Source organism: Saccharopolyspora erythraea NRRL 2338 (assembly GCF_000062885.1).
Lineage (GTDB): Bacteria > Actinomycetota > Actinomycetes > Mycobacteriales > Pseudonocardiaceae > Saccharopolyspora_D > Saccharopolyspora_D erythraea.
Window position 1 is genome coordinate 1,366,723 of the sequence record NC_009142.1, and the last position, 22,201, is coordinate 1,388,923.

At 71.8% G+C, this 22,201-nt stretch carries 22 protein-coding genes and 1 tRNA gene; 6 read left to right on the plus strand and 17 right to left on the minus strand.

The annotated features are described in order from the left end of the window. Positions 1–99 precede the first annotated feature (99 nt). Entirely contained in the window at positions 100–768 is a 669-nt protein-coding gene (locus SACE_RS06065) for a winged helix-turn-helix transcriptional regulator (RefSeq protein ID WP_009945419.1), read from the minus strand. Positions 769–976: 208 nt separating this feature from the next. Here SACE_RS06065 and SACE_RS06070 point away from each other — a divergent pair, with 208 nt between their 5' ends. Continuing rightward, positions 977–1,360, plus strand: coding sequence for a VOC family protein (locus SACE_RS06070; RefSeq protein ID WP_009945418.1), 384 nt, complete (start codon positions 977–979; stop codon positions 1,358–1,360). Positions 1,361–1,451: 91 nt separating this feature from the next. Here SACE_RS06070 and SACE_RS06075 read toward each other — a convergent pair whose 3' ends face one another. Beyond that, positions 1,452–2,681 (minus strand): MFS transporter, encoded by a 1,230-nt coding sequence (locus SACE_RS06075; RefSeq protein WP_009945417.1) that lies wholly within the window; start codon positions 2,679–2,681, stop codon positions 1,452–1,454. Next, complete coding sequence (locus SACE_RS06080; RefSeq protein ID WP_011873300.1) at positions 2,678–3,967, minus strand: GH1 family beta-glucosidase; 1,290 nt, start codon at positions 3,965–3,967, stop codon at positions 2,678–2,680. The genes SACE_RS06075 and SACE_RS06080 overlap by 4 nt, the downstream gene beginning before the upstream one ends. Positions 3,968–4,633: 666 nt before the next feature. On the opposite strand from SACE_RS06080, the gene SACE_RS06085 reads away from it, so the two are divergent. Both SACE_RS06085 and SACE_RS06090 read left to right on the plus strand, forming a co-directional pair. Next, positions 4,634–5,062, plus strand: coding sequence for a nitroreductase family deazaflavin-dependent oxidoreductase (locus SACE_RS06085; RefSeq protein ID WP_425328976.1), 429 nt, complete (start codon positions 4,634–4,636; stop codon positions 5,060–5,062). A 163-nt stretch (positions 5,063–5,225) separates the two neighbouring features. After that, positions 5,226–5,774 carry a TetR/AcrR family transcriptional regulator gene (locus tag SACE_RS06090; protein ID WP_009945414.1) on the plus strand — a complete coding sequence of 183 codons (549 nt, stop codon included), beginning with the start codon at positions 5,226–5,228 and terminating at the stop codon, positions 5,772–5,774. 178 nt (positions 5,775–5,952) lie between these two features. Here the strand turns inward: SACE_RS06090 and SACE_RS06095 are convergent, their stop codons facing one another. Together SACE_RS06095 and SACE_RS06100 are read right to left on the minus strand one after the other, a co-directional pair. Continuing rightward, positions 5,953–6,504, minus strand: coding sequence for a DinB family protein (locus SACE_RS06095; RefSeq protein WP_009945413.1), 552 nt, complete (start codon positions 6,502–6,504; stop codon positions 5,953–5,955). Positions 6,505–6,574: 70 nt separating this feature from the next. Then, positions 6,575–7,492 (minus strand): aldo/keto reductase, encoded by a 918-nt coding sequence (locus SACE_RS06100; protein WP_029621515.1) that lies wholly within the window; start codon positions 7,490–7,492, stop codon positions 6,575–6,577. A gap of 112 nt (positions 7,493–7,604) precedes the next feature. On the opposite strand from SACE_RS06100, the gene SACE_RS06105 reads away from it, so the two are divergent. Continuing rightward, the gene (locus SACE_RS06105; RefSeq protein ID WP_009945410.1) at positions 7,605–8,258 is read left to right on the plus strand and encodes a TetR/AcrR family transcriptional regulator; all 654 of its coding nucleotides are present in this window, start codon (positions 7,605–7,607) and stop codon (positions 8,256–8,258) included. Positions 8,259–8,389: 131 nt separating this feature from the next. Here the strand turns inward: SACE_RS06105 and SACE_RS06110 are convergent, their stop codons facing one another. Next, positions 8,390–9,265, minus strand: a complete 876-nt coding sequence (locus tag SACE_RS06110) for a dihydrodipicolinate synthase family protein (RefSeq protein ID WP_009945409.1) — start codon at positions 9,263–9,265, stop codon at positions 8,390–8,392. A gap of 212 nt (positions 9,266–9,477) precedes the next feature. Further along, positions 9,478–9,554: transfer RNA gene (locus SACE_RS06115), tRNA-Leu, on the minus strand. Positions 9,555–9,689: 135 nt separating this feature from the next. On the opposite strand from SACE_RS06115, the gene SACE_RS06120 reads away from it, so the two are divergent. Next, positions 9,690–9,911, plus strand: a complete 222-nt coding sequence (locus tag SACE_RS06120) for a DUF3618 domain-containing protein (RefSeq protein ID WP_009945408.1) — start codon at positions 9,690–9,692, stop codon at positions 9,909–9,911. A 227-nt stretch (positions 9,912–10,138) separates the two neighbouring features. Here the strand turns inward: SACE_RS06120 and SACE_RS06125 are convergent, their stop codons facing one another. The 10 genes from SACE_RS06125 to SACE_RS06170 all read right to left on the minus strand — a co-directional run bounded on the left by SACE_RS06125 (position 10,139) and on the right by SACE_RS06170 (position 20,467). Next, complete coding sequence (locus SACE_RS06125) at positions 10,139–10,792, minus strand: TetR/AcrR family transcriptional regulator (protein WP_231849933.1); 654 nt, start codon at positions 10,790–10,792, stop codon at positions 10,139–10,141. A gap of 79 nt (positions 10,793–10,871) precedes the next feature. Further along, on the minus strand, positions 10,872–11,189 hold the full coding sequence (locus SACE_RS06130; RefSeq protein ID WP_011873304.1) for a hypothetical protein: 318 nt from the start codon (positions 11,187–11,189) through the stop codon (positions 10,872–10,874). A gap of 125 nt (positions 11,190–11,314) precedes the next feature. Continuing rightward, positions 11,315–11,902 (minus strand): nucleotidyltransferase family protein, encoded by a 588-nt coding sequence (locus tag SACE_RS06135; protein ID WP_011873305.1) that lies wholly within the window; start codon positions 11,900–11,902, stop codon positions 11,315–11,317. Beyond that, positions 11,895–12,986 carry an XdhC family protein gene (locus tag SACE_RS06140; RefSeq protein WP_009945403.1) on the minus strand — a complete coding sequence of 364 codons (1,092 nt, stop codon included), beginning with the start codon at positions 12,984–12,986 and terminating at the stop codon, positions 11,895–11,897. The genes SACE_RS06135 and SACE_RS06140 overlap by 8 nt, the downstream gene beginning before the upstream one ends. Positions 12,987–13,056: 70 nt before the next feature. After that, positions 13,057–14,508, minus strand: a complete 1,452-nt coding sequence (locus SACE_RS06145) for an NCS2 family permease (protein WP_009945402.1) — start codon at positions 14,506–14,508, stop codon at positions 13,057–13,059. 300 nt (positions 14,509–14,808) lie between these two features. After that, entirely contained in the window at positions 14,809–15,297 is a 489-nt protein-coding gene (locus tag SACE_RS06150) for a nucleoside deaminase (RefSeq protein ID WP_011873307.1), read from the minus strand. A gap of 139 nt (positions 15,298–15,436) precedes the next feature. Then, on the minus strand, positions 15,437–17,743 hold the full coding sequence (gene pucD / locus SACE_RS06155; protein WP_009945399.1) for a xanthine dehydrogenase subunit D: 2,307 nt from the start codon (positions 17,741–17,743) through the stop codon (positions 15,437–15,439). Beyond that, positions 17,740–19,131, minus strand: coding sequence for an 8-oxoguanine deaminase (locus tag SACE_RS06160; protein ID WP_011873308.1), 1,392 nt, complete (start codon positions 19,129–19,131; stop codon positions 17,740–17,742). The genes pucD and SACE_RS06160 overlap by 4 nt, the downstream gene beginning before the upstream one ends. Beyond that, positions 19,128–19,601, minus strand: a complete 474-nt coding sequence (locus SACE_RS06165) for a (2Fe-2S)-binding protein (RefSeq protein ID WP_009945397.1) — start codon at positions 19,599–19,601, stop codon at positions 19,128–19,130. Before SACE_RS06165 ends, SACE_RS06160 begins: the two co-directional genes overlap by 4 nt. Then, positions 19,592–20,467 (minus strand): FAD binding domain-containing protein, encoded by an 876-nt coding sequence (locus tag SACE_RS06170; protein WP_009945395.1) that lies wholly within the window; start codon positions 20,465–20,467, stop codon positions 19,592–19,594. Before SACE_RS06170 ends, SACE_RS06165 begins: the two co-directional genes overlap by 10 nt. Before the next feature lie 171 nt (positions 20,468–20,638). Between SACE_RS06170 and SACE_RS06175 the strand changes: the two genes are divergently transcribed. Next, positions 20,639–22,168: a PucR family transcriptional regulator gene (locus SACE_RS06175; RefSeq protein WP_011873309.1), complete on the plus strand. Its 1,530-nt coding sequence runs from the start codon at positions 20,639–20,641 to the stop codon at positions 22,166–22,168. Positions 22,169–22,201: the final 33 nt, after the last annotated feature.

Sequence of the window (22,201 nt, forward strand, 5' to 3'; positions counted from 1 at the left end):
GAGATCAGACCACAGTGGAGCGGCGGCCCCCGCGACCTTGTGATACGGCGGTTTCGTCGCCCGTTCGGTGTGTGGAGCGGCGGCTCGTGCGCGCCTGTTTCAGGCGGAGAGCGGAGCGACGGAGCGCGGGATCTGGAACATTTCGGCGAAGGTCGCCAGCAGGCCGCTGTCGCCGGTGAGATGCACGCTGCCGTTGGCGATCGCCTCGTCGGAGGTGAGCTCCCCGGCCAGCAGGGCGCGCACGGCCGGGCCGGTCTCGATGACCAGGTCCGCGCCGGACAGCTCGCCCTCGCCGGTTTCGAGTTCGCCGTCGTCGACCCGGGCGTGGACCACGACCTCGCCGAGGCGCAGCTCGTAGCCCGCCCGGTGCCCGCGCGCCGCCTCCGGGCGGAAGGTCGCGCGCAGGGCCATGATCATCGAGTCCGGCGTGACGATCTCGTCCTGGCGTGGCTCGCCGAGGGTCCGGGCTCCCCAGCGGCCGAGCCGGATCACGATGTCCTCCAGGCCGCGGCCGTACTCGGTGAGCTCGTAGACCACGGCCGCCGCGGGGCGCGGAAGCACGCGGCGCCGCACCACGTCCGACTGCTCCAACTCCTTCAACCGCGTCGACAGGACGTTGGTCGGGATCTTGGGCAAGCCCTGGCGCAGGTCGGTGAAGCGTTTCGGTCCCACGGCGAGATCGCGCACGATGAGCAGCGCCCACCGCTCGCCGACGATCTCCAGTGCGCGTGCCAGCCCGCAGAACTGGCCGTAGGTCCGGCTTCCCATGCCGCCATTCTAACCACCGGTTGATTACCTGGACTGTGATTGCTTTTAGCAAGTAGACGATGCGAAAATGCAAATGGGGCTGTGGAGCCGGGGAAGGTCGCGCAGCCGGCAGGACAGCGGACCCGACGGCGGTCATCCTCGAGTTCCACGAGCGTCCGGCTCGACGAGCAACGCCTCGCCGAGCGCGAAGCGTGAAGCGGAGGCGCAGATGTTCACCGAAACCAAGGCATTCAGCGGGTTCTCCGTCGACGACGTGCCCAGGGCCAAGCAGTTCTACAGCGACGTCCTCGGGCTGCGCGTGACCGAGGAGCACGGCATGCTCACCCTGCACATCGCCGGGGAGCGGCCGGTCCTGGTCTACCCGAAGGGCGAGCAGCACACCCCGGCCTCGTTCACGGTCCTCAACTTCCCGGTCGACGACATCGACGAGGCGGTCGACGAGCTGACCAGGCGGGGAGTGCGCTTCGAGCACTACGACGACTTCGGCGCCGACGACAAGGGCGTCCTCCGGGGGAAGGCCAAGCAGATGGGTCCGGACATCGCCTGGTTCCGCGACCCCGCGGGCAACGTCCTGGCGGTCCTGCAGGAGTAGTGGCGGGCAGCCGCGGGCCTGACCGAGCATCAGGTGCTCCGGCTGGTCGGCCGGCGGGGTCGCTGGTCCCGCCCCCCTGTGCCCCCGCTGGTCAGGCCACGCCGCGGACCCGGGTGACAAGCGCGCCCGCAACTACCGTGGCCAGGGCGGACGCGGTGAACAGGCCCGCGTACCCGCCGAGGTGGGCCAGGATCGGGGTCGCCAGCGCCGGCGCGACGACCTGCGGCAGCGAGTTGGCGATGTTGACCACGCCGAGGTCCTTCGCGCGGTTCGCCGCCGCGGGCAGCACCTGGGTCAGCAACGCCAGCGCGACCGCCCAGTAGATGCCGAAACCCGCGCCCAGCAGCGGCGCGGCCATCAGCGCCGCCGCCCACGTCGGCCACACCGCGAGCAACAGCGCCGCCACGGCCATCAGCGCGCAGGAGAGCAGCACGTAGGGCTTGCGCCGGCCCGACCGGTCGGATATCGCGCCGGCCAGCACTGCTCCGGCGGTCAGCGCCGCGCCGTAAAGGCCCATCAGCACCAGCAGCCCGGTCTCCGGATCGGGGTGGCGCACGGCGTCGCCGAGGAAGAACAGCAGGTAGAGGGTCCCGAAGCCGTTGCCCAGGTTGATCATGAAGTGGCAGCCCCAGCCCCACGCGAAGTCGGGGTGTTCGCGCGGTGACACCCGCATCCGCCGCAGCGCCGCGACGACGCCGCCCTCGGGCTTCGCGCACAGCACGGCGTCGGGCGTGAAGGCCACGAACAGAGCTGCCGCCAGCAGGACCAGCAGCGCGCACGTCACGTAACCGGAGGCCAAGCCGCTGATCAGCAGCGTGACCACAAGTGTGCCGGCGACGGTGCCGAGCATCTGGCTGATCCCGACCAGCCCGCCGATGCGGGCGCGCTGCGGCACCGGAACCCGGTCGGGCAGTGCGGAGACCAGGCTCGCCAGCATCGCGTTCAGACCGGCCTGCACCAGGCTCCAGCCGATCGTCATGACCACCACGTCGGTCGCGGCGGCCAGCACCGCGAGCCCCGCGGCGCCCGCCACCGCGCCGCCCAGCGTCCACGGGTGCCTGCGGCCGAAGCGGGAGGTCGTGCGGTCGGACAGCATGCCCGCCAGCGGGTTGGCCACGACCGACACGGCGGCGCCGATCCCGGTGACCACGCCGAAGACGACCTCCTTGTCGGCGGGGGCCAGTGTCTCCGAATGCTGCGGCAGCAACACCTGGATGGGCGCGTAGAACGCCAGCCACAGGCCGAGGTTCGCCACGAACAGCAGCGCCGTCCAGCCCGCCCGCACCGGCGTGCGGGGCTCGGCCAGCGCGTCGGTGCTCATCGCGACCGCTTGATCAGGTCGCGGTACCAGTGGAAGGAGTCCTTCGGGGTCCGGGCGAGGGTGTCGTAGTCGATGTGGACGAGCCCGAACCGGGGCGCGTATCCCTTCGACCACTCGAAGTTGTCGATGAGCGACCAGAAGAAGTAGCCGCGCACGTCGACGCCGGCGTCCATGGCTTCCCGCAGTGCGGTGAGGTGCCCGGTGAGGAAGTCGATGCGTTCCCGGTCGTGGATGCCGTCGAAGCTGCACCCGTTCTCGGTGATGTGCACCGGAGGCATCCCCGGGTAGCGCTCGTGCATGGTCACGAGCAGCTCGCGGAGCGCGTCCGGGACCACGGGCGAGTCGTTCGTGGTCATCGGGTAGCCCTCGACCGGTCGCAGTTCGAAGGGCAGCGGGCCCGGTGCGGTCGGTGTGGTCGCGGCCATCGGCTCGTAGTAGTTGACGCCGTAGAAGTCCAGCGGAGCGGCGATGACCGGCAGGTCGTCGGCGAAGCCGTCCGGCAGCCGGCCGTGCAGCACCTCCGGGTAGCTGCCGAGCAGGATCGGGTCGGCGAACAGGCGATTGATCAGCGCGTCGAGGAACGCGGCCGCCTCGCCTTCGCCCTCGCCCCAGATCGGGCTGTGGTTGTTCGCGGTGCCGATGCTTGCGGCGCCCGCGGCGCGGAGGGCGGACACCGCCAGGCCGTGCGCCAGGAGCTGGTGGTGCGCGGTCGGCAGCGCGTCGAGCAGCAGCGCCCGGCCCGGCGCGTACTCGCCGATGCCGTAGCCGAAGATCGACATGACCATGGGCTCGTTGAGCGGGATCCACATCTTCACCCGGTCCGCGAAGCGCTCGCCGACGAGCGCGGCGTAGTCGGCGAACCGGGCGGCGGTGTCGCGGCTGAGCCAGCCGCCCGCGTCTTCCAGCGCCTGCGGGGTGTCCCAGTGGTAGAGGGTGCCGACAGGGTCGATGCCCGCTTCGCAGACGGCGTCGAGCAGGCGGTCGTAGAACGCCAGGCCCTCGGCGTTGGCGGGGCCGGAACCGGTCGGCTGGATGCGAGGCCAGGCGAAGGACATCCGGTAGGCGTCGACCCCGAGCTGCGACATCAGCGCGACGTCCTCGGCGTAGCGGTGGTAGTGGTCGGCGGTCACCCGCGCGTCCTCCCCGCGCGCGACCTTGCCGGGGGTGGCGGTGAAGGTGTCCCAGACGGACGGTCCCCGGCCGCCTTCGGCGGTCGCGCCCTCGATCTGGAACGCCGAGGTCGAGACGCCCCAGACGAAGCCCTCGGGAAAGCTCGGAACCGTCATGCCGATCACCCCAAACGTGAAAGTTGTTCGGAATATAGTGCCGACACGGACCAGGTGGAAGGGGCCGAACCGGCGAGGTGGGGTTTGGCCGGGTCCGGGGCCGGGGGCTGGCCGACTCGGGGCTTGCCGACTCGCCGTCGGTGTGTTGGGCGCGGGCTCGCCGTCGGTTTGTTGGCCTTGCTGCGATTCGGCAGGGGGACGGGGGTGTCGCGACTCGCCATCGGCGTGTGGTGCGGACTCGCCAGTGGTGTGTCGGGTGCCTCGCCACTTGGTGTGAGCGGGCTTGGCGCGTTCCCGAGCCGCCGTGTGTCGGGAGGGGCCTGCCTTGCGGTCGGTGTGTCGGGTGCTGTCCGAAGCGTCGGCGTGTTGGGTGCGGACTCGCTGGCGGTGTGTCGGTGACGGTGTAGCTCGGTTGCAGGTGTGGGGTGTGCAGCGACTCGCTGACGGTGTGTCGGGTGCGTGCTGTGGAATGCGGTCGGTGTGTTGGGTCAGGGCGGGCACGGAACTCCGTGCGCGGAACGTTGCCCGTCTCGACTCGCTGGGGTGTATCGGCTTTGTGCGGGGCAGCCGGTTGATCGCAGGGCCCCGTCATCGTGAGGGTTTCCTTGACCTTGCCACTGGTGTCAGGTCGTAGGTTCGCGCTCGATTGGTGAGCGCTCCGGGGGCGTGGGGGAAGGCGAGAGTATGGGTAATGCGTTCAACGAGCGGGTCATCGAGGAGTTCAGAGCCAACGATGGCCGGGTGGGTGGTGAGTTCGAGGCCAAGAACCTCCTGCTGCTCACGACGACCGGCGTTCGCAGTGGTGTGTCGCGCACGACTCCCGTGCTCTACCTCCCGGACGGGGACCGGCTGGTCGTTTTCGCTTCGAATGGCGGTGCGGCGAAAAGTCCCGCCTGGTATCACAACCTCGTCGCGAATCCACTAGTGACAGTCGAGCTCGGCGGTGACCGCTACGAAGCGCGGGCTGAGTCGGTGGAGCCCGGCGAGCACGATGAGCTGTGGCGGCGGCAGGTGGAGATCGAGCCGGGTTTCGCGGAGTTCCGCCGCCGGGCGGATCGTGTCATCCCGTTGGTCGCCCTGGTGCGGGCAGCGTGACGGCAATGCTCGCGTAGCCCCCGTCGACCCGCGCTCGGAGATGTCGACTGGCGGCGGCTCGTCAGGCGGGCGTCCAGAGGTCCAGTGGCCCGACCGGATGGCTGGTCTTGTCGGTGGCTAGTTCGCGGTGTCAGGATTGGCGCCTCACCGACGGCGAGATGAGGTGGCGGCCATCAGCTATCACCACGGCGACCTGCGTCGAACGATCCTCGACGCCGCTGCGGCGGCGATCGCCGAGTCCGGACCCGCCAGCTGGAGCCTGCGCGAGCTGGCTCGCAGGGCGGGCGTCTCGCACGCCGCGCCGGCGCACCACTTCGGCGACAAGACCGGCCTGCTCACCGACCTCGCGGCCGAAGGTTTCGGGCTGCTCGCCGACGCCCTGGCCGACGCCGGCGACGACTTCGTCGACGTGGGCCTCGCGTACGTGCGCTTCGCCGTCGACCACCGGGCGCACTTCGAGGTCATGTTCCAGCCGGATCTCTACCGCACCGACGACCCCAGGGTCACCGCCGCGCGGGACCGGGCGGGCCACGTCCTGGAGGAGGGCGTCCGGCAGGTGCAGGGGGAGCACGAGCGCACGACGGAACTCGCCGCGTGGTCGCTCGTCCACGGCTTCGCCTCGTTGTGGATCAGCGGAGCGTTGTCGGAGAGCGCCAACGGCGACCCGGAAGCGTCGGCGCGTCCCGTTCTGCGCAGGCTGTTCGAGCAGTGACCGACCGGGGCCGGCACCGGAATCGCGTGGTGACACTGCCGACCGGCGTAGCGGCGTAGCGGCGTAGCGGTGTCGCCGAGTGCCGGGTGCTGGTGCTTGGCAGTGAGGGTGCGGTCGCGCTGACGCTTGCCGGTGCGGGCGCGGTCGCGCAGGCGCCCGGGCGCACCGACTGGTCGGCTTAGTGCCCGGTCGCTCCATCGAGCCGTTCGCGAAGCAGGTCCGCGTGGCCGTTGTGCCTGGCGTACTCGGCGATCAGGTTCACCAGCACCCACCGCAGCGAGATCGGTTCCCCGGTGGACCTGCGGGTGCCCGTCTCGTCCAGTGAGGCGGCCTCGGCCACGATCTCGCGGGAGGCTTCGCACTCGGCCCGCCAGGTCGCCAGCGCCTCGGCGAAATCCCCGTCCAGCGACTCGAAGTCCTGGTCCGGGTCGTCGTCGGAGTAGTACAGCATCGGCAGGTCCTCTCCCCGGAACTGGATGCGGAACCACCACCGCTCGACCCCGGCCAGGTGCCGGACGAGTCCGTGCAGGCTCAGCGCGGACGGCGCCACGGCCTTGTCTGCGAGCTGCCGCGCGGACAGCTCCGCGCACTTGAGCTCCAGAGTCCGGCGATGCCAGTCGAGGAAGGACGTCAGCGTCGTGACCTCGTCGGCGACGAGCGGAGGCTCGTGACGGACGCCACCGGCCCACGTCTGCGACAAGTGGGCGCCCGTGTCCGGGAAGTTGCTCATGGCGGCAGCTTTGCAGGACCTCCCGACATTCCAGGGCGTAGCGGCATTCGGGCACGCGTGTGGTCTCTGCTCAGGCGGCCTCCCCAACACGGATGTCGAGCCTCGCGAGCTGTTCCGCGCTCAGCACGATGCCGACGGCCGCGATGTTCTCCTCCAGATGCCGTTGCCGGGTGGTGCCGGGGATGGGAACGACCGGCAGGCCCCACTCGACGGCGCGCTGCTGCACCCAGGCCAGCGCGACCTGCCCCGGCCGGACGCCGTGCTCGTCGGCGATTTCCCGCAGCGCGGCCGGTAGCGCCGCGAGTTCCGCGGCGATCTCGCCGAGCCGCTGCGCCTGGTGCTTCGCGCCCGGCAGCAGGAGTCCGCGCCCGTGCGGGCAGTACGGCACCACGCCCACGCCGAGTTCGACGCAGGTCGGGACAACGGCCTCGATCTCCCGCCGGCACAGCGACCACTCGTTCTGCAGGGCGGCGATCGGGTGCACCGCGTGCGCGGCGCGCAGCTCCTCGGCGGTCACCTCGGAAAGCCCGAGGTGGCGGACCTTGCCCTCGGCCACCAGGTCCGCCATCGCACCGACGGACTCCTCGATCGGCACCGCGGGGTCGCGCCGGTGCAGGTAGTAGAGGTCGATGACGTCGGTGCCGAGCCGCCGCAGGCTGGCCTCGCAGGCCGCTCGCGCGTACGCGGCGTCCCCGCGCGTGCTGAATGAGTCGTCGGGGTTGCGGACGGCTCCGAACTTCGTGCCGAGGACCACCTCGTCGCGGCGGTGCCGGATGGCGCGGCCGACGAGTTCCTCGTTGTAGCCGTCGCCGTACAGGTCGGCTGTGTCCAGGAACGTGACGCCCAGGTCCAGAGCCCTGTTCACCAGCGCGAACGCATCCGCCTCGTCGTCCGGCGCGGATGGCGCGGCCGGCCGCAGCAGTCGCATGCAGCCGAGGCCCTGCACGGGAACAGCGGGGCCGGTCGTGCCCAAAGAGGTCGTGCGCATGGTCGTCCTCGCAGTCGGTGGAAGTCGTCGTCTCGGGAGCAAAGTACAACGATCACTGCAAACAAGTAAAACGAATATTGCACCTCGCTCACCGGGTGCGACGATGTCGGGTATGACGCAGACGGCGGGAGGCCGGCCGCGCGGGCTGCTGGCCAAGCGCGAAGCCATTCTCGAGGCGGCGCGGAGCACGTTCGCCGCGCACGGCTACCAGCGGGCAAGCATCGACGCGATCGCCGCGCTGGCGGCGGTGTCCACGCGCACCATCTACAACCACTTCGGTGGCAAGGCGGAGCTGTTCTCCGTCATCGTGCGCGACAGCGCGGCGCGGGTCGCCGAAGCGCTCGCCGGGCTCGTCGACCACCACCTCGGCGCCGTCGGCGACGTCGAGGCCGCGTTCACCGGCCTCGCACGTGCGTGGGTTTCGGCGAAGGCCGAGAACGCCTCGCACTTCGCGATGGTGCGTCAGATGCGGGAGGAGGAGGTGCACCTGCCGCCTGGGCTCGTCGGCGCCTGGCAGGAGGTCGGCCCCGTGCGGGTGCACCGCGCGCTGGCGCGCGGGATCGGCGAGCTCGGCCGACGCGGACTGCTGCACATCGACGACCCCGACCGGGCGGCGGAGCACTTCCTGCTGCTGACCACGGGAACGGCCGCCACGCGTGGTCTGCTCACCGGCACGTCGACCGGCGGGGACGACGAAGTCGATGCCGCGGTCCGGGCCGGCGTGCGGACGTTCCTCTATGGACACTCGGCGTCAGGGAGCCGCTGAGCGAACCGGCTCAGCCTTCGGCCCGCCGCGCCAGGAACCGGGCGCGACGTTCCGGAGCGCTTGCGCTCAACCCGGGTTGAGCCAGCACACCGACGCGGTGATGGAGTCGTCGGATCACGGGTGGGGTGCGGTCACAGCGCCTCGAGCGCGTCGGCCACCTCCCGCCGGGCTGCCGCGTCGAGACCGCGCAGCGGCTTGGGAAGGTTCGGGTGGGAGACCAGACCGAGGTGTTCCGCGGCGGCGGAGGTCACGCGCTGGCTGCCGTAGCGGCGGAACAGCGCCCAGAGCGGTTCCATGCGCTCGGACAGGGCGGTGGCCCGGTCGGCGTCGCCGTCGGCCGCGGCGCGGGTGATGGCCAGGCACTGCTGCGGCAGCAGACCGCCGATGACGCTGAACCAAAGGTCCGCGCCCGCGCTGAGGCCCCCGGCGGCGAACGCGTCGCCGCTCACGCCGATCGCGGCGTGTCCGGGCAGCGTGCTGCGCAGCGCTGCGATCCGGTCGGGCGCCTGGTCTGCGGGGATTCCGGGGATCTTCACCGCGCCGATGTTCGGCAGCGCTGCGATGCGGCCGTGCAGCTCGTCGCTGAACGTGAAGTGCGTCGTGCCCGGGTTGTCGTACACGCACAGCGGAACGGACACCTCGCGCGAGATGTCCTCGTACAGCCCGAAAACCTCGTCGTCGGTGAGCGGCTGGTAGGAGACCGGGGCGAGCAACAGCGCGGATGCGCCCGCCTGCTGGGCGTCCTCGGCGAGGGCGCGGACCTGCGACGTGCGCAGGGCGCCGATGCCGACCACGACGGGCACGCCGCCCGCGGCGTCGACAGCGGTCCTTGCGGCGCGAGCGCGTTCCTCGCGGGTGAGGTAGGCGTAGCCACCGGTCGAGCCGAGCGCACCGATCGAGTCGACACCCGCCTCGGCGAGCCGGGCGACGAGCCCGGCGAACGCCTTCTCGTCGACACCGCTCTCATCGGTGGGCGTGAGGGGAAAGGCGCTCAGGCCGGTGAACATGGGGCTTCCTCTCCGGTGGCTGGGGAACAGCAGCCGACTTCCCTTGAGGTTCCACCGCTGAGTGGCATCGGAGAAGGGCCAATCCGGAGCGGGTTCGAAGGGCCACTCCGGCACCGGCGGGAAGCGCCGACCGGTGCCTGCCGAGACGCGCAGGACAGAGGACATCCGCGGATTCGAGCGAGGGCGGCGGCTGGCGTCGATACCGGGTGACGTGGTGGGGCCGGAGGGACTCGAACCCTCACTGGCTAGGACCTAAACCTAGTGCCTCTGCCAATTGGGCTACGGCCCCCGCTGTGGCACAGCCTAGCTGGTGGCCGGGCGCGACCCCGACAGGTGTGCGGTCGGCGACACGGCTGGCGGCCGGTGGGAGCCGGCCGGAGGGGTGATCTACCGTGTCACCAGCCGGTGAAACTGAGGAGGACACGTGGCACGTGATCCCGACGCCATCCAGCGCGACATCGAGCAGGCGCGCGACGCGCTGGCCGCAACCCTGGACGAGCTGGGCACGAAGGCGAACCCGAAGCGCTTCGTCGAGTCCGGCAAGGCCAGCATGCAGGAGAAGCTGAACGACCCGAGGGTGCGCTACGCCCTGATCGGCGTCGGCGCCCTGGTCACCATCGTCGTGGTGCGCAGGCTTTTCCGCTGAACCCGGTCGTGAGTGCCGGCGGCGAAGTCGAACCCTCGCCCGCACTCACGACCGCGTCCCGGCCCCGGTCTGAACACCCGGCCAAGACGGACAGCCGGGGAGGGGCGGCGCCGGCGGCTCGAGAGCCACAGCGAAACCAGGACTCGGCAGGGCCAGGCCACGACAGCCGCGGCACCCAGCCGACAACGGCCCCAGCCCGCAACGGCCCCGAGCAGGCCCGCGCCGGCTCAGCGCAGCAGCGGGAGCAGGGCCTCGTGCAGTATCCGGTCGACGAAGCGGGCGTCCAGCGGCTCCTCGATGAGCATCAGGCGGTACATCAGCCCCGCGCCCGCCAGCTCCACGACGGTGTCCACCGGCGCGTCCGCGCGGATCTCGCCGCGGCGCACGCCCCGCTCGATGATGCGCCGCAGCACGTCGCGCTGCGGCAGCAGGAACGACTCGCGGAACGCGTGGGCCAGCTCCGGCTCGTGCGGCAGCTCGCCGACCAGCGCCTGCGCGGCCTTGCCCACCGGGCCGGTGAGGAACGTCGCGAACGCGGTGAGGAACTCGCCGAGGTCGGCTTCGACCGAACCCTGGTCGGGTTCGGGGATGTTGCGCTGCACGAGCTGGTTGCAGGTGTCGATGACCAGGTCGAGCTTGGACTCCCAGCGCCGGTAGATGGTGGCCTTGCCCGCGCGGGCGTGCGCGGCCACCGCGTCCATCGTCAGCGCCCGGTAGCCGACCTGGGCCAGCACCTCCATGGCGGCCTGCCGCAGCGCCGCGTCGCGGCTGGCGTCGCGCGGCCTGCCCCGTCCGGCGGCGACCTGCCGGGCCGACCCCATCCGGGGGACACCCGGCTGCTCGTCGCGTGCACTGCTCATGGGCGCGTTCACGGCTGACATCTTAGAGACAGAACCCCGATCGGGCGTGTTTTGCGCCATTCGGTTCCCCCGGCCGCAGGCGTCGCGGGCGCGGCCCCGATCACCGGGCCGCGCGGCTGCGCGAGCGGCGCTGCGCGCCGTCGGCGGCGGCCGCCGCCTGCCGGGTCGCCTCGTCCGAGAGTCCGTGCCTGGCCTGGAGGTAGGCGGTGCTGAAGGCGAACCCGTCGCCGTCGAGCAGGTGTATCACCACGCGTCCGTGCGAGTTGGGGGCGAGGTGCTCGATGAGCTGGTCGGCCTTGTCCCTGGCGGCGATGAGCCCGGGCGCGCTCGCGGTCTTGCGTTCCCGGTCCGTGCTGACCGTGATGGACCAGTCGTCGCCATCCGGTACGTAGTTGGCGGTGATGTGTCCCGTTGCCATGTTGCCTCCGCGTCCGGCGTTCTCGGCGGTCGTGCGACGTCGCAGCCGGGACCCCGTGCCGCGGTGCTTCGACGATCCCGGCGGTGCATCGGTCACTACACGCGTTGAGGGCCCGACTTTACGGCCTATGGCTCCTCCAGGTCCTCCGGGCGGTCGATGTCGTAGCCCTCCGAAACGTCGTCGCAGGTCACGAGGGTCACCTCGTGGTCGCGCAGGTACTGGCGGGCGCCGGAGTCACCGGCCGCGGACTCGCTCGCACCGGACCAGTGGTCGCGGCCGAGGAGCACGGGGTGGCTCCGGCGCCCTTGGTGCGTCGCCGCGGCGAGACGGGCGTGACTCGCGTGGGCGGCGACGCGCCGCACCGCTGACGGGCCGATTCCCGGCATGTCGACCGGCGTTATCAGCGCTGCGGAGACGGAGTCGGCCGAGGTCGTCCTGGCCAGCGCGTCGAGCGCGACGCGCAGGGACGACCCCATGCCGGTGGACCAGTCCGGGTTGACCACGACCGTGACGCCGGTCAGGTCCGCCCGCTCCTGGACGGTGTCGGCGGCCGCGCCGAGGACCACCACGACCGGCGCGCACCCGCCTTCGGCGAGCACGCGTGCCGCGCGTTCCACGAACAGCTCGCCGCGGTGTTCGACCAGCGCCTTGGGCATGCCGAAGCGGCGGCCCGCCCCGGCGGCGAGCACCACGCCCGCGACCCCCTCAGCCATGGGCGTGGATGGGGCCGTCGGTGCTGGTCAGCGGGGCGGTGCTGGCCCCGGACCGCAGGGCGATGATCTCGGCCGCTATGGAGACGGCGGTCTCGGCGGGGGTGCTCGCGCGCAGGTCGAGGCCGATGGGGGAGCGCAGCCGGGCCAGCTCGGCCTCGGTCAGCCCCGCCTCCCGCAGCCTGCGCAGCCGGTCCGCGTGGGTGCGGCGCGATCCGAGCGCGCCGACGTAGGCCGCCGGGCCGCGCAGCGCCTCCTCCAGAACCGGGACGTCGAACTTCGCGTCGTGGGTGAGCACGCAGATGACCGTGCGCCCGTCCACGTCGCAGTCGGCCAGGTACTTGTGCGGCCACTGCACCACCACCTCGTCGGCGTCGGGGAACCGGACGGGCGTGGCGAAGATCGTGCGGGCGTCGCAGACCGTCACGTGGTAGCCGAGGAACTTGCCCTGCCGGGCGAGCGCGGCGGCGTAGTCGATGGCGCCGAACACGAGCATCCGCGGCGGCTTCGTCCAGGACTCGAAGAACACGTCGTGGTCCAGGGTGCCGCCCGAGGGCGTGGGCTGGCAGACCTCGCGGCGCCCGGTGACGTCCTGGGCGAGCATCGCCCGCGCCTCGCTCAGCACCCGGTGGTCGAGGTCGGGGTCGGCGGTCGAGCCCGCGCTGCGGTCGGCCCACACCGCGACCGTCGCGCCGGTGGCCAGCACCCGGACCAGCGCCACCGGCTCGTCGGCGACCGCGGCCCGCAGGGCGGCCAGCAGCGCGCTGTCGCGGCGCGGGTCGACCGGCTGGATGTGCACGTCGATCTCGCCGCCGCAGGTCAGCCCCACCGCGAACGGGTCGTCCGGGTCGTAGTCGTAGCTGTGCAGGACGGGGTTGCCGGTGCCCAGCGACGCCAGGGCCGCGTGGTGCACCGATCCCTCGATGCAGCCACCGGAAAGACTGCCCAGGACGGCACCGTCGGATCGCACCGCCATGGCCGCGCCGGGTCCCCGGGGCGCGCTGCCCCGCACCCCGACGACCGAGGCGACCGCGAAGCGCTCGCCCTGGTCGGCCCACTCGAGCAACTGCTCGGCGATGTCACGCATGGTGCCTCCTGGGTTCGTGGGGGCCAGGCCCGGGCGGCACCGCGAGCGCGCGGCTCGCGGAGCCGCCGGATCACTTCGCCCCGAACAGGGTTTCTATTCCTTCTACGCCGAAGTACACGACGAAGACCAGCGAGAGGATCCCGACCAGCCAGCCGATCTCCCGGGGCTTGCCCTTGGCGAGCTTGATGACGCTGAAGGCCACCAGCCCGGCCCCGATGCCGTTGGTGATCATGTAGGTGAACGGGATGAGCGCGATGGTCAGGAACGCCGGGATGACGAAGTCCGGGTCGTTCCACGGGATGTGGCGGGCCTGGCCCATCATCATCCCGCCGACCACGACCAGCGCCGGCGCGGCGGCCTGCGCGGGCACGACCGCGGCCAGCGGGGTGAACAGCAGCGTCAGGCAGAACAGGAAGCCGGTGACGACGCTGGCCAGGCCGGTGCGGGCACCCTCGGCGACGCCGGTGGCCGACTCCAGGAACACCGTGTTCGGCGACGAGCCGGTGAGCCCGCCCGCCGCCGCGGCGACGCCGTCGACGGCCAGGATGCGGCCCATGCCCTCGATCTTGCCGTTGCGGGACAGCCCCGCCTCGCTCCCGACGCTGGTGATGGTGCCCATCGCGTCGAAGAACCCGGAGAGCACCAGGGTGAACAGGAAGACCGTGGCCGCGATGCCGCCCGCCGAGGCGAACCCGCCGAAGAGGTCGACCTGCCCGAAGAGGCTGAAGTCGGGGCTGGCGACGAAGCTCTCGGGCATCTCGGGGGCGATGGTGCCCCAGGCGTCGGCCGGCAGTCCCGTGGCCGCGTTCAGCACGATCGCCAGGACCGTGCTGACCCCGATGGCGATCAGGATCGCGCCGGGGACCCGGCGGGCCATCAGCACGATCATCAGCAGCAGGCTGAAGCAGAACACCGCGATCGGCAGCCCCAGCAGGTGGCCGCCCTCGCCCATCTGCACCGGCACGGTCGTGTTGGCCGCGTCCGGCTTTCGGGTGACGAACCCGGCGCTGACCAGGCCGATGAGCGCGATGTAGAGACCGATGCCGACGGTGAGCGCGGTCTTGAGCGGTGCCGGGATGGCGTTGATGATCTTCTCGCGGATCCCGCTGACGGCCAGGACGACGATCAGGACGCCTTCGAGTACCACCAGGCCGAACGCCTGGGCCCAGGTCATCGAGGGCGCGATGGTGAACGCGACGACGGCGTTCACGCCGAGGCCGGCGGCCAGCGCCAGCGGCGCGTTGCCGATCATCCCCATCAGGATCGTCATCACGCCCGCGGTGACCGCGGTGGCGGTGGTGAGCTGCTCGCTGGTGAGCGCCGCGCCGGTGGCGTCGGCGGACGAGCCGAGGATGAGCGGGTTGAGCATCACGATGTAGGCCATCGCGACGAACGTGGTCAGACCCCCGCGGAGTTCGCGGGACATCGTGGAACCGCGCCTGGTGATCTGGAAGAACCGGTCGACCGGTGATCTGGCCGAATCCGGGTCGGCTGGCCTCTCCTGGCTCAGCTGCTGGGTCATGAGTCCTCCCATGCCGGTGGGCGCCCCCGCGTGAGCTCGGAGCGGATGCGGGCTCCGAGGCCACCCGGACTGCTTTTCGGCGGTATTTCGCGCATGCGGAAGCCAACGCCGAATGTTGGTGGGGCGTTTGGTGATGTGTGAGAAAGGGGCCGGAAGAGGTTTTGCCTCGGCCTTCGAGCGGACCGTTTTGCTCGGAATCGGAGGAAAGTGGGGATCCGCTCGCGCGGCATCGCGTCGACCCGGTCGTCTCGGCGATGCCCGGTGGTAGTCGGGTCGCTTGGAGTTGAACTGCCTCAGGCGTCAGTAGTCGACGCGGTCTTCCTTCTGCCGCCAGGCGTCGAACGCCTCGTTGCGGTTGGGCATCTCGATGCGGCGGACCGGGGTCGGCCACACCGAGTCGGGGTCGCTGAACAGCTGGTAGAAGGCGCGGTCGTCGAAGCCGGCCACCGCGGCGTCGTCGCGGTCGGCGGCGTAGACGACGCTTTCCATCCGCGCCCACAGCGCCGAGGCCATGCACATCGGGCAGGGCTCGCACGAGGTAACCAGCACGCAGCCGTCGAGCTTGAACGTGCCCAGCGCCTGGCAGGCGTTGCGGATGGCGACCACCTCGGCGTGCGCGGTCGGGTCGAGGTTGGTGGTCACCTGGTTGTGGCCGGTCGCGACGATCTCGCCGTCCTTGACCACGACCGCGCCGAACGGCCCGCCGCCGTCGGCGACGCTGCGGGTGGCCAGCTCGATCGCCCTGGCCATCCAGTCGGTTTCCCGCGCGACCTGGACGTCCACTGTCATTTCGCTCTCCTGGCAATTCGGGGGCCGGACTCCGCGGTTGGAATCCCGGCCGGGGACGGCCCGGAAGGCGGCTGCGCTTCCGGGTTTGGTTCCCGCGGGGTGGGTGCCGCCGCGCGAGCGGCACCCACCGGCTCGCGGATCAGATGATGTGTTCGGGCGCGACCGGGGTGTGCGGCAGCTCCTTGCCGGTCGCCGCGCGGATCGCCGCGACCACCGCGGGAGTCGTGGAGATGGTCGGCGGCTCACCGGCACCGCGCACGCCGTAGGGCGCGTTCGGGTCGCCGCGTTCGATCACGTCCACCGTCATCGGCGGCATGTCGAGGATGGTGGGGATCAGGTAGTCGGTGAAGGACGGGTTGCGGATGTTGCCCGCGTCCACCTTGATCTCCTCCATCACAGCCAGCCCGAGGCCCTGGGCCGAGCCGCCGTGGATCTGGCCGACCAGCGCGTCGGGGTTGACCGCCTTGCCGACGTCCTGGGCGCAGTCCAGCTGCACGACCTTGACCAGTCCGAGGTCGGTGTCGACGTCGACCACCGCGCGGTGCGCGGAGAACGCGTGCTGCACCTGCACCTGCGAGCTCTGCCCCGTCTCGTCCATGGGGAAGGTCTGCCGGTGGTGGTACTCCCGGGTCTCCTCGATGACGTCGTCGCCGAGCACCTCGGCGATGTCGGCCAGCACGCCTGTCGCCGACGAGACGACCTTGCCGCCGGTGAGCGACAGGTGCTCCGGGCTCTCCCGGTACTTCTCGGCGACCAGCCCGAACAGCGCGTCGCGCACCGCCTCGCAGGCGACCTTGACCGCGCCGCCGGTGACGTAGGTCTGGCGGGAGGCCGAGCTGGACCCGGCCGGGCCGACGCTGGTGTCGTTCGGGTGGATGTTGACCAGCTCGACGCCGAGCTCGGTGCGTGCGATCTGCTGCTGCACGGTGACCAGGCCCTGCCCGACCTCGGCGGCGGCGGTGTGCACCATCGCCATCGGCTCGCCGCCGACGACCTGCAGCCGCACCCGGGCGGTGGAGAAGTCGTCGGCGCCCTCGGCGTAGCAGATGTTCTTGATCGTCACGCCGTAGCCGATGCCGCGCTTGACGCCCTCGCCGTGGGTGGTGTTGGACGCCCCGCCCGGCATGTCGCGGATGTCGACCGGCTCGGTGCGGTTCTCCGGGGGCAGCGGGATGCGGCGCAGCCGCTCCAGCAGCTCGGCAACCGGAGCCGGGTAGTCCAGCACCTGACCGGTCGGGATGGTCTCGCCCTGGCTGATCGCGTTCTTGATGCGCAGGTCCACCGGGTCCATGTCCAGGGCGGCGGCGAGCTTGTCCATCTGGGACTCGTAGGCGAACGTCGGCTGCACCGCGCCCAGCCCGCGCATCGCGCCGCACGGCGGGTTGTTCGTGTAGAGGCCCCAGCCCTCGATGTCCACGTTGGGCACCACGTACGGGCCCGCGCCCAGCGTGGTGCCGTTGCCGACCACGACCGGCGTCTTCGAGGCGTAGGCACCGCCGTCGAAGTACTGCCTGGCCTTGACGTAGACGAGCTTGCCGTCGCGGGTGGCGCCGTGCTCGTAGTACATCTTGGCCGGGTGGCGGTGCACGTGGCCGTAGAAGGACTCCTCGCGGTTGTAGACCATCTTGACCGGCTTGCCGGTGTGCAGCGCGAGCATGCACACGTGGACCTGGATGGACAGGTCCTCCCGGCCGCCGAAGGCGCCGCCGACGCCGGACATGGTCATCCTTACCTTCTCCGGCGGCAGACCGAGCACCCGCGCGGTCTGGCGCAGGTCGGAGTGCAGGTCCTGGGTGGCCAGGTACAGGTCGACGCCGCCGTCCTCGGCGGGGATCGCGAGCCCCGACTCCGGGCCGAGGAACGCCTGGTCCTGCATGCCGACCGTGTAGACACCGGACACCACGACCTCGGCCTCGGCGTCCGGGTCGCCCTTGAGGATCTTCTGGTGCCGCACCACGTTGCCCTCTGCGTGCAGCTTCGGCAACGTGTCGTCGTGGGCCGCGCGCTCGGCGTCGGTCACCGGCTCCAGCACCTCGTAGTCGACCTCGATGCGCTCCAGCGCGCGCCGCGCGGTCTCGGGGTGGTCGGCGGCGACCAGCGCGACCGCCTCGCCGCGGTAGCGCACCACGTCCTCGGCCAGCGCCGGCTGGTCGGCGTGCTTGAGGCCGTAGAGGTTTTCGCCGGGCACGTCCTCGTGGGTGAGCGCGGCGTAGACGCCCGGCACCTTCAGCGCCGGACCCACGTTGATCGACCGGATGCGGGCGTAGGGGTGCGGGCTGCGCAGCGTGGCGCCCCACAGCATGTCCTCGGCCCACAGGTCCGAGGAGTAGGCGAACTCGCCGCGCACCTTCAGGGCGCCGTCGGGACGCAGCGGGGACTCGCCGATCCCGCCCGCGATGGCGTCGTTGAGGTCCTGGGGGCTGCGAGCAGGAGCCGGGTTGCTCATCGGAGGGCCTCCTCGTGGCGGATGCGGGCACTGGCCCGCCGCAGTTCGTGGGTGAGGTCGGACTCGAAGGTCCTGGTCAGGTGCCCGTCGTGGACCACGGGGTCGCCGCCGCACAGCAGCCGCTCCAGCTTCGGCAGCGGCCCGAGGACCAGCGCGGCCACCGGGTCCTCGATGCCCGCGTGACCCAGTCCGTCGATCCGCCACACCGCGATGTCGGCCAGCCTGCCCGCCGTGAGCGCACCGAGCTCGGCGTCGCGGCCGAGGCACTTCGCGCCGCCGCGGGTGGCCATCCACAGCGCGTCGCGCACCGAGATCGCGGTCGGGCCGTAGTGGGCGCGGGCGGTCAGCAGCGCCTGGCGCATCTCGTGCCCGAGGCCGCCTGCCTCGTTCGACGCGACACCGTCGACCCCCAGACCGACGGGGACCCGCGCGTCGAGCAGCGGGCGGACCGGCGCCACGCCCGCGCCGACGCGGCCGTTGGAGCTCGGGCAGTGCGCCGAACCGGTGCCGGTCTCGCCGAAGCGGGCGATCGCCTTGTCCGACAGGTGGATGGTGTGGGCCAGCCACACGTCCTGGCCGAGCCAGCCGAGCTGCTCGGCGTACTCGGCGGGGGAGCAGCCGAACTCGGCCCGGCACTGCTCCTCCTCGTCGACGGTCTCGGCCAGGTGCGTGTGCAGCCGCGCGCCGCGGCGGCGCGCCAGCTCGGCGGCCTGGCGCATCAGCTCCGAGCTGACCGAGAACGGCGAGCACGGGCCGACGGCGACCCGCACCCTCGACCCCGGCGAGGGGTCGTGGAAGCGGTCGATGGCCGCATCGGTGCCCGCCAGCGCCTCGTCGAGGTCCTCGACGAGCGAGTCCGGCGGCAGCCCGCCCTGGGACCGCCCGCGGTCCATCGACCCGCGCACCGCGTGCAGCCGGATGCCGACCCGCTCGCCCGCGGCGACGACGCCGCCGAAGACGTCGCCACCGTCGCGCGGGAAGACGTAGTGGTGGTCGGCGGCGGTGGTGCAGCCCGACAGCGCCATCCACGCCAGGCCGGACGACGCCGCGGCGTGGGTGATCTCCTCGTCGATGCCCGCCCACACCGGGTACAGCGCGGTCAGCCAGCCGAACAGGTCGGAGTCCACGGCGTAGCCGCGGGTCGCCCACTGGTAGAGGTGGTGGTGGGTGTTGACCAGGCCCGGCGTCACCACGCAGCCGGTGGCGTCGATGCGGTGCACCGGCACGTCCTGCTCTGGCGCCGAGCCGGGCCCGACGGCCACGATCCGGTCGTCTTCCACGACCACGTGGCCCTCGGCGTACTCGGTGCCGTACCCCGCGGCGTCGCCGGCCGAGGTGCCGCCGTCCATCGTGACGACGGCACCGCCCTCGATGACCACTCGGCTCATGCCCGCTGGGCCTTCCGCTGCGCGGCGAGCCGCACCGCGTCCATGATCTTCTCGTAGCCGGTGCAACGGCAGAGGTTGCCCGCCAGCGACTCGCGGATCTCGGCGTCGGAGGGGTCGGGCTTGCGCTCGATCAGGTCGTGGGTCTGCACCAGCAGGCCCGGCGTGCAGAAGCCGCACTGCACGGCGCCCGCCTCGATGAAGGCCTCCTGCACCGGGTCGAGCTTCTCCCCGTCGTGCAGGCCCTCCACGGTGCGCACCTCGCACCCCTGGGCCTGACCCGCGGCGATGAGGCACGAGCACGCGGGCACCCCGTCCATGTAGACGGTGCACGAACCGCACTCCCCCTGCTCGCAGGCGTTCTTGGAACCCGGCAGGCCGAGCCGCTCGCGCAGCACGTAGAGGAGGCTTTCGCCCTCCCACACGTCGTCGGCTTCCTGCGGCTGGCCGTTGACGGTGAACTTCAGGCGCATTCTTGCCTCCCGGAGCAGTGGTCCTTCCAGACCCATTGCAGGGTCCTGCGCGCCATCACCGACAGCGCGTGACGGCGGTAGTCGGCGGTGCCGCGGACGTCGTCGATGGGCGAGGAGGCGTCGGCGACGAGCTTGCCGAAGCGCTCCAGCACGGAGTCGGCCAGCGGACGCGGCGACTCCCACAGGTCGTCGAGCTCGCCCGCGATGAACTCCTCGGCCGCCAGGGCTCGGCGCGGCGTCGGGGCCGCCGAGCCGAGCCCGGTGCCCACGCGGCGCTGTTCGGGGTGCAGCGCCACCGCGAAGGTGCACACGGCGATCACCATCGCGTTGCGGGTACCGACCTTGGAGAACTGCTGGGCGCCCGTGGCGGGCGCGATGTGCACCGCGGCGATCAGCTCGTCCTCGGCCAGCGCGTTGCGCTTAACGCCGGTGAAGAACTCGCCGGCCGGCAGCATCCTCGTGCCGCGCACCGACTCCACCTCGATCTCGGCGTCGGAGGCCAGCAGCGGCGGGTGGCCGTCACCGGCGGGCGATGCGGACCCGAGGTTGCCGCCGAGGGTGCCGCGGTTGCGGATCTGCGGCGAGCCGACCGTCCGCGACGCGATGGCCAGGCCCGGCAGCCGGTCGCCGAGCTCGTTGATCAGCCTGGTGTAGGGCAGGCCGGCGCCGATGCGCAGCCTGCCGTCGTGCTCGCTCCAGCTCGCGAGCTCGTCGATGCCGGTGAGGTCCAGCAGCGTGGTGGGACGCCGGTGATCGAAGTTGATCTCGACCATGACGTCGGTCCCGCCCGCGATGGGCGTCGCGTCGGGATGTGTGGCCTTGGCTTCGAGTGCTTCACGCCAGGAGGCCGGGCGGAGGAAATCCACGGTTTTGCTCCCTGTCACGGCCGTTCAAAGGTGTGAGTCAGTACACATCCGACGTTGGGGTGATTACTAGCGGTGGAAGTGCTGAAAAACACTGCGTGCCGATCGGGGTGCTTAGTATGTTCCTACAAACGCGCTGCGGGCGTGTTCCGCGCGATTCGATTGGGTGCGCCGGTGCTGTTGCGTGATCTGCTGGCCGACCCCGAGCTGGGACTGGTGCTGCTCGCGGGCGAGGAGTACGTGGACCGCCCGGTCCGCGGCGTCTACATCACCGACCTGCTCGACCCCCGCCGCTACCTCGAGGGTGGTGAGCTCGTGCTGAGCGGGCTGGTGTGGCACACCGGACCGCAGACCTCCGAGCAATTCGTCGCGGCGCTGGCCGACGCCGGTGTCGCCGGGCTCGCCAGCGGTACCGCCCGCCTCGGCCACGCGCCGCCCGACCTGGTCGACGCCTGCAAGCGCCACGGCGTGCCGGTGTTCGAGGTGCCGCTGGCCCTCAGCTTCAACGTGCTCGCCGAGCGGGTGCAGCGCCGCGGAGCCGCACCGCGGCGCGAGCTCGTCTCGGCCGCGGCTTCCGGCGCGGGGCTGGAGCGGGTGCTGTCGATGGCCGCGGGCGAGTTCGGCGCCGACTGCTGGGTGCTCTCGTGCGCCGGATGGGTCGTCGGCGGCACCGCGGAGCTGACCGGGGAGCTGCGGCGCGCGCTGGTCGACGACGTGCTCAGGTCCGGCCGGCTGCCCAGGGCGGTCCGCGTGGGCGACCACGGCTTCGCCGTGTGGCCGGTCGAGTCCGACACCGAGCCCCCCGCCGCCCGCTGGTTCGTGGCCGTGCGCGGCGACCGCGAGATGTGGGGCGACGAGGAGGAGGCCATCGCCGGCGACCTCGGCACCGTCGTCGCGCTGCTGCGCGCGCGGGTGGACGAGGCCCGCCAGATCGCCGGCCGCTCGGTCGAGGCGGCGCTGGGCAGGCTGCTCGACGGCGCGATGACCCCGGCGGAGGTCGCCGTCCGCCTGGAGACCGCCGGACTGCCCGCGGGCGAGCCGCTGCGGGCGGTCGAACTGCACGCGGGAGACCGGGCGGCCTCCACCGCCCTGCTTCGCGAGATCGCCGCCGCGACCGGCGCCGCCTCGGTCGCGGTCCCGCTGCGCGAAGGCGCGTCGGCGGTGTTCGCCGACGACGAGGAGCACCTGCTCGCGCTCGAAGGGCGGCTGCGCGACGTCATCGCCGAGGTCGAGCCGGGCCTCGGTGACCGGATGGTGACGGTGGGGCTCAGCGACGTGAGCCCGGTGACGGGCCTGCGCGGAGCGCTGGAGGAGGCGGGCTACGCCAGGCGGCTCGCGCGGCAGCGCCGTGCGCGGTCGGGCGCGGCCGGTGGCGCCGGCCTGGCGACCGGAGCGGAGCTGGCCTCGCACGAGGTGCTGCTGGCCTCGGTCCCCGACGAGCTGCGCCGCTCCTACCGCGCCAGGCTGTTGTCCCGGCTCACCGAGTACGACCGCGTGCACAACTCGGACCTGGTGCACACGCTGCGCGTCTTCCTGGACACCTCGGGTTCCTGGTCGCGCAGCGCCAAGCAGCTGCACGTGCACGTGAACACGCTGCGGTACCGGATCCAGCGCATCGAGGAGATCTCCGGCCGCGACCTCTCGGACTTCCCCACGCGCGTCGACTTCTACCTGGCGCTGGTGCTGGACCACCCCGCGAGCTGAGCGCCCGCTCCTCGGCACGCGTGCGACCGTGCG

Coding starts and splice junctions, on each gene's coding strand:
- SACE_RS06065 (WP_009945419.1), bottom strand. CDS start 768: ATGGGAAGCCGGACCTACGGCCAGTTCTGCGGGCTGGCACGCGCACTG.
- SACE_RS06070 (WP_009945418.1), top strand. CDS start 977: ATGTTCACCGAAACCAAGGCATTCAGCGGGTTCTCCGTCGACGACGTG.
- SACE_RS06075 (WP_009945417.1), bottom strand. CDS start 2,681: ATGAGCACCGACGCGCTGGCCGAGCCCCGCACGCCGGTGCGGGCGGGC.
- SACE_RS06080 (WP_011873300.1), bottom strand. CDS start 3,967: ATGACGGTTCCGAGCTTTCCCGAGGGCTTCGTCTGGGGCGTCTCGACC.
- SACE_RS06095 (WP_009945413.1), bottom strand. CDS start 6,504: ATGAGCAACTTCCCGGACACGGGCGCCCACTTGTCGCAGACGTGGGCC.
- SACE_RS06100 (WP_029621515.1), bottom strand. CDS start 7,492: ATGCGCACGACCTCTTTGGGCACGACCGGCCCCGCTGTTCCCGTGCAG.
- SACE_RS06105 (WP_009945410.1), top strand. CDS start 7,605: ATGACGCAGACGGCGGGAGGCCGGCCGCGCGGGCTGCTGGCCAAGCGC.
- SACE_RS06110 (WP_009945409.1), bottom strand. CDS start 9,265: ATGTTCACCGGCCTGAGCGCCTTTCCCCTCACGCCCACCGATGAGAGC.
- SACE_RS06125 (WP_231849933.1), bottom strand. CDS start 10,792: ATGTCAGCCGTGAACGCGCCCATGAGCAGTGCACGCGACGAGCAGCCG.
- SACE_RS06130 (WP_011873304.1), bottom strand. CDS start 11,189: ATGGCAACGGGACACATCACCGCCAACTACGTACCGGATGGCGACGAC.
- SACE_RS06135 (WP_011873305.1), bottom strand. CDS start 11,902: ATGGCTGAGGGGGTCGCGGGCGTGGTGCTCGCCGCCGGGGCGGGCCGC.
- SACE_RS06140 (WP_009945403.1), bottom strand. CDS start 12,986: ATGCGTGACATCGCCGAGCAGTTGCTCGAGTGGGCCGACCAGGGCGAG.
- SACE_RS06145 (WP_009945402.1), bottom strand. CDS start 14,508: ATGACCCAGCAGCTGAGCCAGGAGAGGCCAGCCGACCCGGATTCGGCC.
- SACE_RS06150 (WP_011873307.1), bottom strand. CDS start 15,297: ATGACAGTGGACGTCCAGGTCGCGCGGGAAACCGACTGGATGGCCAGG.
- pucD (WP_009945399.1), bottom strand. CDS start 17,743: ATGAGCAACCCGGCTCCTGCTCGCAGCCCCCAGGACCTCAACGACGCC.
- SACE_RS06160 (WP_011873308.1), bottom strand. CDS start 19,131: ATGAGCCGAGTGGTCATCGAGGGCGGTGCCGTCGTCACGATGGACGGC.
- SACE_RS06165 (WP_009945397.1), bottom strand. CDS start 19,601: ATGCGCCTGAAGTTCACCGTCAACGGCCAGCCGCAGGAAGCCGACGAC.